The sequence below is a fragment of the Paenibacillus thiaminolyticus genome (assembly GCF_007066085.1).
In the GTDB taxonomy this organism is placed as follows: Bacteria; Bacillota; Bacilli; order Paenibacillales; family Paenibacillaceae; genus Paenibacillus_B; species Paenibacillus_B thiaminolyticus.
In genome coordinates this window covers 4,393,412-4,407,448 of record NZ_CP041405.1, presented here as the reverse complement: position 1 = coordinate 4,407,448, position 14,037 = coordinate 4,393,412, and the positions used below count along the sequence as shown (strand labels likewise).

General features: G+C 57.0%; 14 protein-coding genes. 3 read left to right on the top strand and 11 right to left on the bottom strand.

Annotated features, from left to right (window positions below; translation table 11 throughout):
- Positions 1 to 95: 95 nt before the first annotated feature.
- The 4 genes from acpS to FLT43_RS19620 form a co-directional block, all read right to left on the bottom strand.
- A complete protein-coding gene (gene acpS, locus FLT43_RS19630; RefSeq protein ID WP_087443315.1) occupies positions 96 to 506 on the bottom strand; it encodes a holo-ACP synthase in 411 nt (136 codons plus the stop codon).
- A gap of 199 nt (positions 507 to 705) precedes the next feature.
- Positions 706 to 1,368 carry an ABC transporter permease gene (locus FLT43_RS19625; RefSeq protein ID WP_244194244.1) on the bottom strand — a complete coding sequence of 221 codons (663 nt, stop codon included), beginning with the start codon at positions 1,366 to 1,368 and terminating at the stop codon, positions 706 to 708.
- A gap of 9 nt (positions 1,369 to 1,377) precedes the next feature.
- Positions 1,378 to 1,512, bottom strand: a complete 135-nt coding sequence (locus tag FLT43_RS30560) for a hypothetical protein (RefSeq protein WP_255321573.1) — start codon at positions 1,510 to 1,512, stop codon at positions 1,378 to 1,380.
- Positions 1,509 to 2,279, bottom strand: coding sequence for an ATP-binding cassette domain-containing protein (locus tag FLT43_RS19620; protein ID WP_087443314.1), 771 nt, complete (start codon positions 2,277 to 2,279; stop codon positions 1,509 to 1,511). The genes FLT43_RS30560 and FLT43_RS19620 overlap by 4 nt, the downstream gene beginning before the upstream one ends.
- Positions 2,280 to 2,620: 341 nt before the next feature.
- Here FLT43_RS19620 and bioA point away from each other — a divergent pair, with 341 nt between their 5' ends.
- The gene (gene bioA / locus FLT43_RS19615) at positions 2,621 to 3,979 is read left to right on the top strand and encodes an adenosylmethionine--8-amino-7-oxononanoate transaminase (protein ID WP_087443313.1); all 1,359 of its coding nucleotides are present in this window, start codon (positions 2,621 to 2,623) and stop codon (positions 3,977 to 3,979) included.
- 58 nt (positions 3,980 to 4,037) lie between these two features.
- Here the strand turns inward: bioA and FLT43_RS19610 are convergent, their stop codons facing one another.
- The 3 genes from FLT43_RS19610 to FLT43_RS19600 are packed head-to-tail and all read right to left on the bottom strand — an operon-like array spanning position 4,038 to position 6,287.
- Complete coding sequence (locus FLT43_RS19610) at positions 4,038 to 5,039, bottom strand: ABC transporter permease subunit (RefSeq protein WP_087443384.1); 1,002 nt, start codon at positions 5,037 to 5,039, stop codon at positions 4,038 to 4,040.
- The gene (locus FLT43_RS19605; RefSeq protein WP_087443312.1) at positions 5,029 to 5,904 is read right to left on the bottom strand and encodes an ABC transporter ATP-binding protein; all 876 of its coding nucleotides are present in this window, start codon (positions 5,902 to 5,904) and stop codon (positions 5,029 to 5,031) included. The genes FLT43_RS19610 and FLT43_RS19605 overlap by 11 nt, the downstream gene beginning before the upstream one ends.
- The gene (locus tag FLT43_RS19600; protein WP_087443311.1) at positions 5,901 to 6,287 is read right to left on the bottom strand and encodes a GntR family transcriptional regulator; all 387 of its coding nucleotides are present in this window, start codon (positions 6,285 to 6,287) and stop codon (positions 5,901 to 5,903) included. Before FLT43_RS19600 ends, FLT43_RS19605 begins: the two co-directional genes overlap by 4 nt.
- 172 nt (positions 6,288 to 6,459) lie before the next feature.
- Between FLT43_RS19600 and FLT43_RS19595 the strand changes: the two genes are divergently transcribed.
- Together FLT43_RS19595 and FLT43_RS19590 are read left to right on the top strand one after the other, a co-directional pair.
- Complete coding sequence (locus FLT43_RS19595; protein WP_087443310.1) at positions 6,460 to 7,317, top strand: alpha/beta hydrolase family protein; 858 nt, start codon at positions 6,460 to 6,462, stop codon at positions 7,315 to 7,317.
- Between the two features lie 33 nt (positions 7,318 to 7,350).
- Entirely contained in the window at positions 7,351 to 8,706 is a 1,356-nt protein-coding gene (locus tag FLT43_RS19590) for a Na+/H+ antiporter NhaC family protein (protein ID WP_087443309.1), read from the top strand.
- A gap of 817 nt (positions 8,707 to 9,523) precedes the next feature.
- On the opposite strand, the gene FLT43_RS19585 is transcribed toward FLT43_RS19590, so the two are convergent.
- From FLT43_RS19585 to FLT43_RS29415, 4 genes are all read right to left on the bottom strand, one after another.
- Positions 9,524 to 10,570 (bottom strand): IS110 family RNA-guided transposase, encoded by a 1,047-nt coding sequence (locus tag FLT43_RS19585; RefSeq protein WP_244951359.1) that lies wholly within the window; start codon positions 10,568 to 10,570, stop codon positions 9,524 to 9,526.
- 937 nt (positions 10,571 to 11,507) lie between these two features.
- Entirely contained in the window at positions 11,508 to 12,317 is an 810-nt protein-coding gene (nadE, locus tag FLT43_RS19580) for an NAD(+) synthase (RefSeq protein WP_087443992.1), read from the bottom strand.
- Positions 12,318 to 12,411: 94 nt separating this feature from the next.
- On the bottom strand, positions 12,412 to 12,846 hold the full coding sequence (locus FLT43_RS19575; RefSeq protein WP_087443993.1) for a BrxA/BrxB family bacilliredoxin: 435 nt from the start codon (positions 12,844 to 12,846) through the stop codon (positions 12,412 to 12,414).
- 328 nt (positions 12,847 to 13,174) lie between these two features.
- Entirely contained in the window at positions 13,175 to 14,035 is an 861-nt protein-coding gene (locus tag FLT43_RS29415) for a hypothetical protein (RefSeq protein WP_087443994.1), read from the bottom strand.
- Positions 14,036 to 14,037: the final 2 nt, after the last annotated feature.

The window sequence follows — 14,037 nt, the reverse complement described above, 5'->3', positions numbered from 1 at the left end:
CCGCCAAGAAGACGCTCTGTGAAGCATGGATCATGCTCTCTATCCGGCGACGCAGGCGCATTGCGTTCCGGCTCTGACCGGGAGCAGGCCGGATGTCAATGCCCCCCGTCCGGCAGCTGCTCTACGATCGCCTGCGCCGAGGCGAGGCTTGGCTGATGGGAGATGCTGACGTGAATGCGGCAGGAAGCGCCGGACAAGCCGAGCCGGCTCCAGGCCGCCTCGCTTAGACCGGCATGCGGCTTGCCGCGCGCATCGGACAATACTTCGATATCCTGGAAGCCGATCTCCGGCCCGATTCCGGTGCCGAACGCCTTCACGACGGCTTCCTTCGCGGCGAACCGTCCGGCCACCCATTCCGTTCGACGCGCTTCCGCTTCCCTTTGCGCAAGGGCCTCCCGCTCGCCTGCAGTCAAGATCCGCTGCAGGAAGCGCTCCCCGCTGGAGCCCTTCAACAGGCGGGCAACCCGCTCCAGCTCCAATATGTCATGCCCGATACCGTAGATCACGAACCTCTTTCCCTTCTTTTCGGTTACGCTTGAATTTTATATAGAGAGCATACAACTGAGAAGCCGTAAGAAGCAAGTTCGCCTCCGGCATCGCGGGCTGGTGTTGTTGCATCCGATTCCGCATGGCCCGTTCGGCTCCCGTGAGCTTAGTTCCCGTCAGGTTGCTTTCCTCTGGGGAAGCCGCCCCACGTCCTGCCGTCTACTCGCTCACACGCCATTTCACCAGCTTGTTAATGACGAACAAGGTGATGATACTGAAGGCGAGCAGGACGACACAGTTCCACATGACGCCGTCGGTCCAACCAATCAGCAGCACAGTACGCATTGCATCGGCCGCATAGGTGGTCGGGAACAGATACGACACCCACTGCAGAGGCAGCGGAAGCTGTTGCATGTCCATCATGACCGGCGACAAGAAGGTGATGAACATCATGAGCACCTGGCAGACCATGTTCGTCAGCTGGTGATTCGGCGACCAGAAGCCGATGCACACCCCGATGCCGACGACGCTGGCGAGCGACAAAATAATGACAAGCGGCAGCCCCCATGACAGCTGGAAGGCGATGCCGTAGCCGATGCTTCCGATGGCAGCCAAAAGGACCGTAGACGGCAGCGTGCTCATCAAGCCGCGCAACAAGTTGGCGGTGACGAAGCTCATTTTGGAGATCGGGAGCGAAGCATAGTACGTAAAGTGGCCTTGATGCTTTTGCCATGAAATCTCCTGGCCCATGCTGTTCATCCCCGTCACGATGATCCCGAAAATCAGATTGCCCGCAATAATGCGGGTAATCATTTCTTCGCTCGGATTGTCCGTGAAGAAGGTCATGAACATCATCATCGTTAACGGGAACATCGTCGCCATCAACAGCACCTATACCCAACTGTTACGAATAATGGCGAATTGAATGCGGAACAGGATGGACAGCTCGGTTAGCGCGCGGCCCGGACCTTGCAGCGGAGCGGATGCCGCTTCCGAATTCGGATGTGGAGTAATCGCCGGATTCATGCTCCCGCCACCTCCTTCTCTACCTCTTGATCAATATGAAAATAGACATCCTCCAGGCTTGGCGGCTTCACGGCGTATTCCTCAATCGGCAGGTCCGGAGAATGAACGATATAATCGAGCACTTGACTGGCATCCTCCTTGTTCACCAGCAGGATGAGCCGGTTCTCTCCGTTGCTGTGCAGCTGCCCCCAGCGCTCCATCGTCCGCATCGTATCCTCGCGGCGTCCGAATTCCGTCGTCAGCTCGAACTTGAGGCGCTGATCGACCTTCTGCTTCAGCTTCACGACCGTATCATTCGCCAGCAGCCGCCCGTGATTGATGACCGCGACCCGATCGACGACCTGCTCCGCCTCCAGCACATTATGCGTGACGAGAATGACGGTAGCGCCCTGCTGATTGCGCTCCTTGATCAGATTCCAGACCAGACGCCGATTGGCCGGATCGAGCTCATTCGTCGGCTCATCGAGAATCAGCACCGGCAGCCGGCCGATCATGACCGTCCCGATGCCGACCATCCGCCGCTGGCCTCCGGATAACTGCCGCAGCAGCTTCCCTCCCTTATCGGCCAGCCCCATCAGCTTCAGCAGTTCCTCGGCTTGCCGCTCGGCCTCCGCCTTGGCCATGCCCCGCAGCCGGCCGGTGAATACGAGCGCTTCGCGCGCCCGGAGCGAGGACAGCACATGCGGCTCCTGCGAATAATAGGCCTTGACCTTTCCCTTTTTATAGAGCTGGCTCACTTGTTCGACCTCATATACGACCGGATCCACCCGTTTCTCCCTCCTCCTTCTTCTATCTATGAGCATACATGGCGCTCCTCTTCCCCTGAAGCGTCCGCCGTCTGAAATCGCATTCATGCTGCGGAACAATTTATGTCTCGGTCTAGAGACCGAGGGGCCGAGCGAACCAAGAGCAGGCCAAAAGCAGGCCAAGAGCGGCCGGTTCCACAGTTCCCGAAATCGCTACGCCGCGGAGCAACCTCCCCAGCCTTTTGCCGAAAGGTATTGTCTCAATCTTCATCATTTGTTAACCTTATATATACTAAAAACAGTTTACATTAAAGACGCAATAAAGTTAACGGACATACCGGAGACGAAGGAGCTGGAGTTCAATGCAAGAGAACCGGAAGCAGCAATTGCTGGATAAGGACCGGGCGTATGTGTGGCATCCCTTTACGCAAATGAAGGATTACGCCGATCGCGACCATGTGCTGATCGAGAAGGCCGAGGGCCTCTTCCTCTATGACGCGGACGGACGGCGGTATTATGATACGGTATCCTCCTGGTGGTGCAATCTTCATGGGCACGGCCATCCGCGCATCAAGGCGGCGATTCGCGATCAGCTTGACGCGTTCGATCACATCATGTTCAGCGGGCTGACGCATGCGCCGGGCATCGAGTTGGCCGAGCAGCTCGTGCGCCTGGCGCCCGAGGGGCTGACGCGGGTGTTCTACTCCGACAACGGCTCGACGGCCGTCGAGGTGGCGCTCAAAATGTCATTCCAATATTGGCAGCATACCGGGCGAACGGAGAAGACGACGTTCGCTTACCTGGACGGGAGCTATCATGGCGACACGTTGGGCGCGGTGAGCGTGGGCGGCGTGGATCGCTACCACGCGCTGTTCCGGCCGCTGCTGTTCCACGGCCACCGCCTGCCGGCGCCCGATCTGCGGCAGGCGCGCACCGCGGGAGCCGATGGCGAACGCGAGGTGGCGGCTCGGGCGCTCGCCGCGGTGCGCGAGCTGTTCGAGCAGAAGGGCTCCACGATCGCAGGCTTGATCGTGGAGCCGATGCTGCAGGGAGCCGGCGGCATGATTATGACGCCGTCCGCCTATCTGCAGGGCGTGCGCGAGCTGTGCAGCCGCTACGGCGTCCACCTCATCGCCGACGAGGTGGCGACGGGTTTCGGGCGAACAGGCGTCATGTTCGCCTGCGAGCATGCCGGGGTCAGCCCCGATATCCTATGCCTGAGCAAGGGGCTGACCGCCGGCGTTATGCCGCTCGCGGCGACGCTGTGCCGCGAGGAGCTGTACGCCGCGTTCTATGACGATGACGCGGCGAAGACCTTTTTCCACGGCCACAGCTTCACCGGCAATCCGGTGGCGTGCGCCGTGGCGTTGGCCTCGCTGCGCCTGTTCGAGGAGGAACGCGTCCTCGAACGGGCGCAGGACAGCATTGCCGCGCTGGCGGATGCCCTGCGCGGCCTGGCCCGCCTGCCGCATGTCGCCCATGTGCGGCAGCTTGGGCTCGTGGCGGCGTTCGACCTGTACCTGGATGCCGAACGCCGCCAGCCCTTCCCGCCCGAGCGGCGCATCGGGGCGGCCATGTACGAGGCGGGCTTCGAGGAGGGACTCATCCTCCGCCCGCTCGGGGACACCCTCTACTATTGGCTTCCATTATGCGCCAAGCCGGACGATGTCCGCGACATCGCCGCCCGCACCGAGCGGGCGCTCCGCCGCGTCCTCGGCTAAACGCCAAGCGGGCGGGAGCTTGATTCATCAGCTCCCGCCCGCCCTATTATCCTGCTCGCTACAGCCTCATCCGAGTCAGGGTCCGGATGATCAGATACCCGAGCAGAGAACAGAACCCGGCCCCAATCAAATATCCCAAGCGGCCCGGGTAGACAAGACCATACCCGATGTTGCCGCCGAGCAGAGCAGCGCACAGGACGAAGCCCCCAATCAGCACCTTCTCCCCCGAAGGAAATACGATCAGCTTGCCGTTGTTCTCCAGCGGATTGCGGTTATACAGGACAAGACCCGCGACAAGCAGCAGCAGAGCGGACACGCCGATGAATCCGTACGGATACCGATCGATTTCTTCCGTAATCCAGCCCAAGAGATTGAGCTTTTCCCATACGGTCCCGCGCAAATCCATATGCTGGTAGATCGGAACCAGAAAGAAAACATAGGCAAGCTGCTTCAGCATCAAAACCATAAAGTCATAAATGCAGAAAAGAATGAAGGTCAGCACCGCCTGGGCGGTCCAACTGCCTGTGAAGGAGCCGATGAACAGCATAAACGTATACGCCGCCAGGACGGCAAAAATAACATGGAACGCATACTTGATAAAGTCCATGACGTGAAAATGAGAGCCGACTGGAGAAACCCACAGCATGACGGCATACAGCACGGTGATAACGAGCACCGACGAGATGATATAAGCTGCGCCGACCATCCATTTGGTGCCATAGATAAGCCACCGGGGATACGGCAAAGCGAACCCCAACTCGCTGATGTGGCCGCGCCGTTCGTAGCCCATCTGCCACAAAGCCAGCAAAAAGCAGATCAGCGCAAGCCCGAACTGGAAAATGGCATACTTCTCGGAAAACGCCCAACTCACCGCATTATCCGGGTCGCGGTCGAATATCGAGGCGTTATTCTGGATATACCCCGGCGTCTGGAACCACCATTGCTGCATATGTGTTAACAATACGGCAAAGAACCCAAGCAGCAGCATCAACCCGAGCAATCCCCATGTCTGACGGATCTCTTTCCGCCACAGCGGCCGGACAAACCAATTATGCAGCACCCCCGTCACCTCCCGACTTCCATGTGAACCAATCTTCCAGTGAGAGCGGGAGCTCGTCGATGAGCATCGGTTCTTCCCCCTTCAACGCCTCCAAGGCCGCTTCCGATTCCACAATCACCGTGTACACGCGGCCGACCTGCTGGAGGACGAACACGTCCGGCTCATAGAGCCAGGCTGGCGGCTCCGGCTTGCCGAACACGATCTGCAGCTTCTTGATCTGCTGCCGCAGCTGCTCCAGCTCCCACACTTCCTCGGTCCGTCCTTCCCGCAGCAGGACGACCGTATCCGCGATGCGGTCCAACTCGTGCAGCATATGCGATGAGATGAGGATGGACGACTCTTCATCGAGCGATCCGACAATCAGACTTAACAGCTGCTTCTTCGCTATCGCGTCTATCCCGTTCGTTGGCTCGTCGAATAGAATCAGCCGCGCTTTCGTAGCCAACCCGAGGGCCGTGCTGAACAGCATCTTCATTCCCTTCGACAACGACCGTACCCGCTTGTGCAGCGGGAGCTTGAATTCTTCCATCGCCTCCGTAAAATAAAAAAGATCAAAATTCGGGTAAATTTGCGCGTACCAGCTGGCGCATTCCCGAATCGTATACGATTCCAGCGCCGTCGGCGCATCCGGGACGAAGACGATATCCCGCTTCAGCTCCGGATAGCGGTGCACGCTAATCCCGTCGAAAGCGACGCTGCCCTGATCTGGGCTATAGATGCCGACCATCGTCCGCATCAGCGTCGTCTTGCCGGTTCCGTTCCGCCCCACGAGCCCGACGATGCGCCCCGGCTCGATAGCGAAGCTGACGCCGCGCAGGATGGGCTTGCCTTCAATCGATTTATGTACAGCCTCCACTTGCATCATGATTCTTCCCTCCACCATTCATGACATGCCTGCTCGACCATGTTCAGCAGGCTGGACGGCTCCAGTCCGAGATGCTTCGCTTCCAGGGCGACGCGCTTGACGTCCTCTCTCAGCTTCTTCATCCGTTCCTCCGCCATGCCGGGAGACGCCGCTTCCGCGACAAACGTGCCTTTGCCCCGCATCGTCACAATCACCCCTTGCCTTTCGAGCTCCTGATAAGCCTTGCTGACCGTATTCGGATTAACCAGCAGCATGGCGGACAGCTCACGTACCGAGGGCACCTTCTCTCCGGCTTCTAGTGCTCCCGTCGCGACGAGCGCTTTCATCTGGTCCACAATCTGCTCATATATCGGCGAAGCGCTCTGCTCTTGCAGGCGAAACATAGGCACCCTCCCTTTCTGCTGATCGAACCAAAAGTAAAGTGTATTGTAAATACTAGTACACATAGTACACGATCACAGATATTGCTGTCAATATGAAAATGACATTCTGCTCCAATTCAGGGGTATGGTACAATGGGGAAAAATAAGATGGAAAGCAAGGAGGCTGGCTAGATTGAAATATGGATTCACCTATTCAGGACAGGACGGCCGCATCCTGCGCGGGGACGTCTTTCTGCCTGCGCAACCGCAGCGTCCGGCGGTGCTCCTCATTGCTCACGGATATAAAGGGTTCAAGGATTGGGGAATGTTCCCTTATGCGGCGGAGCAGATCGCCAATCGCAGCGGGCTGCTGACGATAACATTTAATTTTTCACATAATGGCGTCGGCTCTTCGCTTGACCGCTTCGATCAGCCGGAGCGCTTCGCGATCAATACGTACGGAGAGGAGCAGACCGACCTTGCCATGCTGCTCGCTTGGATTCGTTCCCCCGGATTCCCCGAATGGCTGGATGCCCAAGGAGGAAGCTTCCCTTACTCGAGGGAGATGCCGCTGTATCTGCTCGGCCACAGCCGGGGCGGGGCAAGCTGCTTGCTGTATGCGCTGGAGCATCCGGAGAGCATCGCAGGCGTGCTTACATGGAATGGCGTGACGAATATGGATTTATTCTCAGCGGAGCAGAAGCAGGAAATGCGAGATAAGGGGCAATCCAAGGTCATTAATGCCCGCACGGGCGAAGCGCTTCCGTTGTCCCGTCTGCTGATGGACGACCTGGAAGCCAATCGCGATAAATATGACCTGATTCATCGCGTGCGCCATGCCTGCTTCCCTTTGGCGCTCATCCAGGGCTCGGATGATCTGCCCGGCTTTCGAGACGGATCGGCCCGTCTGGTCGCCAACTATCCGGAAGCGGATTGGATTACGATCGAAGGGGGCGGCCATACCTTCAACACGGTCCATCCTTTCCAAGGCACGACACCGGAGCTGGAAGCCGCCATTGACGCAACCGTTCAGTGGCTGCAGGCCCGTTAATTTTCACACATAGACAGGAGATGCTGTGTACTTATGTTGACCCCGCGCCAGCTCGCTGTGTCGGTCCTGACGACGATTGGCGGCCTTACCGCCGCCTATCTGCTCGGACTGCCGCATATTGCCGGCTTTGCTGCCGGCTTCCTTGTGCTTGCCCTCTTCTCGCGCAAGCAGGGTCATCCCTGGCCCGACCTGCTTCGCTATATGCATGCCGGCGCCCTCCATACGATGGAAGTCGTCTGGATTCTGCTTATGGTCGGCCTGATGATTCCGGCCTGGACGATCAGCGGAACCATCCCTTATCTAATCGAACAGGGACTATCGTGGATCCATCCGGCTTGGATGACGACGCTCACCTTCTGGTTGTCGGCTCTGTTTTCCATGCTGCTGGGCACCTCGACGGGGACTTTGAGTGCGGTAGGCATTCCGATGATGGGAGTCGCCGCGATGGCTGGCGTGCCGCTGCCTCTTATGGCCGGGGCACTCGTATCCGGTGCGTTCGTCGGCGATCGCACCTCCCCCTTTTCCAGCGCCCACCGCTTGGTCGCCGATTCGACGGGAACCCCCGTCCGGCTCCAGGCCCGGGCGATGCTCCCCACAACCCTGCTCGGCCTGGGCGCGGCTACGGCCGTCTTCGCCTTGTTCGACTGGACAGGAGCGTGGGTCGTTCCGGCCGAAGCATTGCAGATGGAAGCCTATCGCGATGCCTTTGCCTTTCACCCGCTGCTGATGCTGCCCGCTCTCGTCCTGGTCGCAGCGATCTTGTTCCGGCTCAAGACGCGTTACGCCTTCCTGCTCTCCATTGTGACGGCGATCCTTCTCGGCACCTGGCTCCAGGGCGCCGATCCGCTGACATGGTGGAACGGCTTGCTGTGGGGATATGACCATGCCTCACTGCCCTCGCTGCATACGAAGGGCGTGCTGAATATGGTCGACCTCGTCCTGCTGATTGCGATGGCCGGCGCATTCAACGGCATACTGGAGTCGACGCGCACCCTGGAGCCGTATATGGCCTCCTTTTTGGGCGCGAAGCCGTCCCTGCCCGGAGCCACCGCGCGCATCGGCTTATTCGGCTTCATCCTGGCGCTGGTCTCCTGCACGCAGACTCTGCCCATCATGATGTCAGGCCGGAGCGTGCTGCCGCTGTGGACCACCCGCTTCCCGCCAGCGCAGCTCTCCCGTATCGTCGCCGACACGGCGCTCGTCCTCGCTGCCCTGATTCCGTGGAATATGCTGGCCGTCCTCTGCGCCACGATTCTAAACGTGCCTGTTCATCAATACGCGCCCTTTGCCGTCTTTCTATGGATACTGCCGCTGTGCACGTGGCTCGTCTCCTTCCTGATCGGGCGGAAGCGAAGTGCAGCGCAATACAGCCAGACACTCTCAGGCTGAACAAACAAGAATGGCCGCCGACGGGGCGTCACGGCTAAGACTGCCGCCAAGCGGCTCTTCCCTTGGTCAGGACGAATCCTATCTGGGTCCGGCGGCTCTGGTTTCGGCCGTCCTGTCGCCATGTCCTGTCACCGTCGTGCTGTCGCCGTAGTCCCGTCACCGTCGTCCTGTCACCGCCATCCTGTCACCGCCATCCTGTCACCGCCGTCCTGTCACCGTCGTCCCGGCACCCTCGTCCCATATCGTCTCCCGCCGCAGCTCGCCCCAACTCCTTTATGCCGCTATCCCCTATGCTCATATTTGATGTTGGCTTGCCGGTTCGCCAGCTTCCAGGGTGATTGTTGGGGGGGATTCATTTGGGGGGAGTGGATATTGGACAGCATCTCTTTTTGGGCCTTTTCGTCACTATCCCCATAGCTCCCTCTAGAGGCAGCACTTTTCTCTTGCATACTCGCTTATTCGCAGGATTTCATCTTCCTTTGAGAAGCAGTAACAGGATTTAGAATCGGCAGGTGAACCCGAAATCGGTTCAACGGCATGCGGGAATAGAGGGATCAATCCAAATCCCATTTTATTCCTTGCATGTCGCACGTTTCTCCACAATCCTCTGAGGATTCACGCTCCCATGTCTCAGCGGGTCTACGCCCTTACCTTCCTTCGTTATACCTGCTCAAGGAGTGGAGGTCGATCATGTTCAGTAAACGGGTCCAGGCCCTTTAGCGACGGGAACTCGATCCTCCGTGCGATTTGAATTCCTGCGAACGAGCCAGTATGCAACTACTACTACTTCAGATAAACGATTGCGCAGACGGTGTCACTATGCCGCTCTAGTCAATGGATTTGCCCTCCCTTCTTGAAATGCTTCTCCTGTCCGAGCCATGGCAACCAGAATACGCGCTAGTTTGCCTATAAGCTTGAATACCGATCTCTGTTTTTTCATCTTCCGTACCTCTACGTTCTGCCGATGCCATTTTTTAAAGGATGGATGGTGAGCGACCAAGTTCATGACAGCCAAGTACAAATACTTACGGAGTTGCCTCCGCCCGCGTTTGGAGATGACGACTTGCCCCTTCTTCTTTCCTGACATGCTTTCGGCCAGATTTAGGCCTGCCATCGACAGCAGTTGGCGGCCATGATTGAATTGCCGCAAGTCGCCTGCATTGGCTAAGAGGACTGCAATATAGAGGGGACTTAGCCCCTTAATGGAGGAAAATAACTCCACAGTCTCCGGAATTTCCTCCAGCAGCGCAGCTATCTCACGGTCTATTTCCTGCAAGCGCTCAGTGAGACGTTCATAATCTTCCACCAGGCGGCTTACTTCACGTCTCGCTTCTTCATTAGCATCCGCAGCGCCAACAGACAGACGGCAGGCCTCCAATAGCTCCTGTGCCTTCAGCAGGCCGGTTCTCCCGCCGGCACGTTGCATCCGTTTCTTCCAGGCATGCACGAGGTCTTCAGCAGTATGCTTCAGAACATCGGCTGGAAGCGGAAAATCCTTTAACGTAGCGAGCGGACGAGGCTGCTCCCAATACTTGAAGACCTGAGTGAACTCAGGAAAATAGATATCCATCCAGCGAATGAGACGGTTCATGATATTCCCGCGGATGTCGGCCCAGTATTCCCTTTCGTTAACGACTACGCGAAGACGTCTGTAAAAAGGCTCCTGCTTGTTATAGTCGCTGTAATACCCTCGTGAAACGACATCCGCAATCACGAGAGCGTCCTTGGCATCATTTTTCGACTGCGAATTATCCCGATTTTCTTTGTTCCGCTTCGTAGTAAGTGGATTGACCAAAACGACTTTAATCCCCTTTTCTGAAAGCCAGTCGGCAAGATTAAGCCAGTAATGCCCCGTAGACTCCAAGCCAACAATCTCTTCAGACAGCTCACTTTTCTTTGTAAATCACGAATCCAGTTCAATAATTTACTGAAACCGAATTGATTATTTTCAAATGCTAATCCACGGCCCTGTTCGATTCCACGGAAATTGACGGCTCGTGCAACATGTGTATTCTTAGCAATGTCAATCCCAACTACAAGGTGAATCGTGGTAATTCGTTCAACTCGTTGATTATATGCGGTAGATTGTTTAAACTTCATATAGAGCGTCCTCCTTGGATGATGGGTTTTTTAGGGCTATGACCCGTTGACACCCCCATTGTACAAGGGACGCTCCTTTTTTTTCAAAGCCAGAATCTTGGCTCTGACAGGAATGTTCATAATACTATTTACTCCCACTCGATATTGCGGTGCTGCCCGGTTCGGTTAACGGCTTCTCTGACTGTTGACTATGTAATTTCTTCAATTCGGAAAATGATGTCTGATTGCGGGGGGTGCTAGGAAGTATGTTTTCTGCTCCTTTTCCAAAACACGGTCTCCTTCTATATCTCACCGCAACCAAGCTGTTCCTCTCTTCTTTTATGAGTCGAGGGGATAATGAACAAAAGGCCTTGAATACATACTTTTCTCCCGCCCCTGAAAGAGGTGTCTTCTGATTCAAATGCGGCAGCCAACCCGACATTAATCAAAAAAACGCCGTTTCATACTTTCCCCTATTATGTATAAGTTCAAATATGCTGCTGAGTTGTTGGGATAGTGACAGAAAGAGAAGGAACCACGATATGCTAAGGAGAGCCAGTGTCCTCTAGCCAGAGGGAGCGAGCTCTGCGTTCGGCATAGCTTGAGCTTGCTTGCACCGGTTTATAAACATATAAAAAAAAGACAAGCATGGTTCATGTGCTTGTCTTCTTTGATCAAACGCGAATATGGCAGGTCTGGGCCTGGCCTATTTTGAATGACGGTTAGATTCCAGGAATCGGGGCGCGTTTGTGCTCGGTTTTGCGATAGTGCTGTTCGAGCTTCGCTTGAACGTCGGCAGGAACCGGCTTGCCCTCCAGATAGTCGCTGTTGTGCTCGTAGGAGACACCCAGCTCTTTCTCGTCGGTCTGCCCCTCCCAGAGGCCGGCGGTCGGCACTTTGTCGATGACGCTGCGCGGGACGCCAAGCCGTTCGGCAAGCTGACGAATTTGGCGCTTGTTCAGGGAGGACAGCGGAGTGATGTCTACGGCTCCGTCGCCCCATTTGGTGTAGAAGCCGGTCAACGCTTCGGATGCATGGTCCGTACCGACGACGATCAGGTTCAGGTCGAACGCCAGTGCATATTGGGCGACCATCCGAATCCGCGCTTTGATGTTCCCTTTGCCGGGAATGCTGATATGGCGCGGTTGACCGAGTCCTTTGAAGCCTTGCTCGACCTCCAGCGCAACCTCGTTCACCGCCTCTTCGATGTTGGTCTCGACGGTATGCTTCAACTGGAACGCTTCCGCGACGGCATAGCTGTCCGCAATGTCAACCTGCTCCCCATAAGGCTGGAACACGCCCAGCGTCATGTACTCCTGGCCGGATTCCGCAGACAGCTCGTCGGTGGCGCGTTTGCACAAGCCGGCGGCGACCGCGCTGTCGATTCCGCCGCTAATGGCGATCAGCAGCCCTTTCGCGCCTGCATTGGTCACATACTGCTTCAAAAAATCAACACGTCTGCGGATTTCGGCATCTGCATCGATTTGGGGCTTGACTCCGAATCGGCTGATGATTTCCTCTTGTAGGCTCATCTGGATATCTCCCTTCGATCCATCCTGGTTAACGATCTGCTCGTATTTATGGAAACATCCCCGCATCAGAGCAACGCGGGGATGAGACTGCGCCTTAGCGGCAGTGGCGATCAAATGCTGCTGTCAGATCCGCTGCAATCTGCTCGGCAGAGCGGTCTTCTACGCTGTGGCGTTCGATAAAATGCACCAATTTGCCATCCTTCATCAAGGCAATGGATGGGGAAGACGGCGGATACGGCGCAAAGTATTCGCGCGCTTGTGCCGTAGCTTCTTTGTCCTGCCCTGCAAAGACGGTGAACAAATGATCCGGCGTCACTTCATGCTCCAACGCTTTGCGCACGCCCGGACGGCATTGTCCCGCCGCACAGCCGCACACGGAGTTCACGACTATAAGCGCAGTTCCCTTCGCCGTCGGCAGCTTCGCTTCCACCTCTTCCGGCGTCCGCAATTCTTCGAAGCCAATTGATGTCAATTCGTTGCGCATCGGCTGCACCATATCGCGCATATATTGCTCAAAAGACATAGACATTCTTCACTTCACTCCTAACCCGTTAAATAATTACCCCGATAGACGTCACCAGATAGTGCTATCGTTAATATTTTAACCATTTGCACAGGAGTAAAGCAAGGGAAAGCCGTTCCTTCCGGAAGCGGCTTTCCCTGATCTTGCGCCGTTGGCGCTTATGTGGACGGACGATTCGGTCCTTCCAGCTTCTTGTCAACCGGTATTTTGCCGCGTGTATCGGCTGTGCGGTTGGCTTGTTCCTGCTGCTTTTGCTCCTTGGAATGACTCTCTTGCATCTCCATAGGCCTCCTTCATGCAGTCTCGCATCTAGTATGCGCACCTGCAGAAGAGCCTATCCTTCCTCCATGTCCGCGGAGCGCTCAGGCGGTGTGTCCGTCCCCTTCTCCTTCTCCGCCTCCGAGTCCGTCTTCGTGTCCGTCTTCGTGTCCGTCTTCGTGTCCGTCTCCGAGTCCATCTCCGAGTCCATCTCCGAGTCCGTCTCCGTGTCGGTCTTCTCCCGGTGCCGAACAACCAAATATCCAGCGGCCAATAGAACAACGCACAGCCATTGCGCCGGAGCGAGCCCCATCCATATCGTCTCATGAGTCTGCAGGAAGCTGGCAAGCATGCCGAACGCCCCTGCGGGGACGAAGGTCCACTGCGCATCCGACAAGCTGCCGGACGGACGCCGCCTCATCCAAATTCCCGCCAGCAACAGCAGGGCGATCATGGACTCGACAGGCGGCAGGCCTCTGGGCAAGATGCCGCTGGGCATCGGCAGCGCCGTATACCCCGGGGCCGCGCCATCCTGCAGCGCGTACAGCCAGCCATAAACCGCGAGGAATGCCAGCAGCCCATAGGCGAGCAAATCCGACAGCACCGGATACGACAACCCGTTCCGTCTCATGTATATGGTCGTCCAGACGATGAGGGCGAGCACGAGCAGCACATTGCCGTTCGCGGACGTGCCGCTCAGAAATAACAGCGTGCGGGGCTGTTCCCATAGAATCGACGGCGCATCCCACAGGAAGCCGAGCTTCGCATTCAACATGCAGATGAAGGCGACCCCGTAGGCCCAGTCCGCATAGCGGCGATCCACTCCCTTGTCCATGCGGACCCGGAACGAGATGACGAGCGCCGCGATCAGGAAGGACGCGAAGCTTGCCAGCAAATCGCCGTTGATCGTCAAGCTGCCAATCTGGATTACGTTCACAC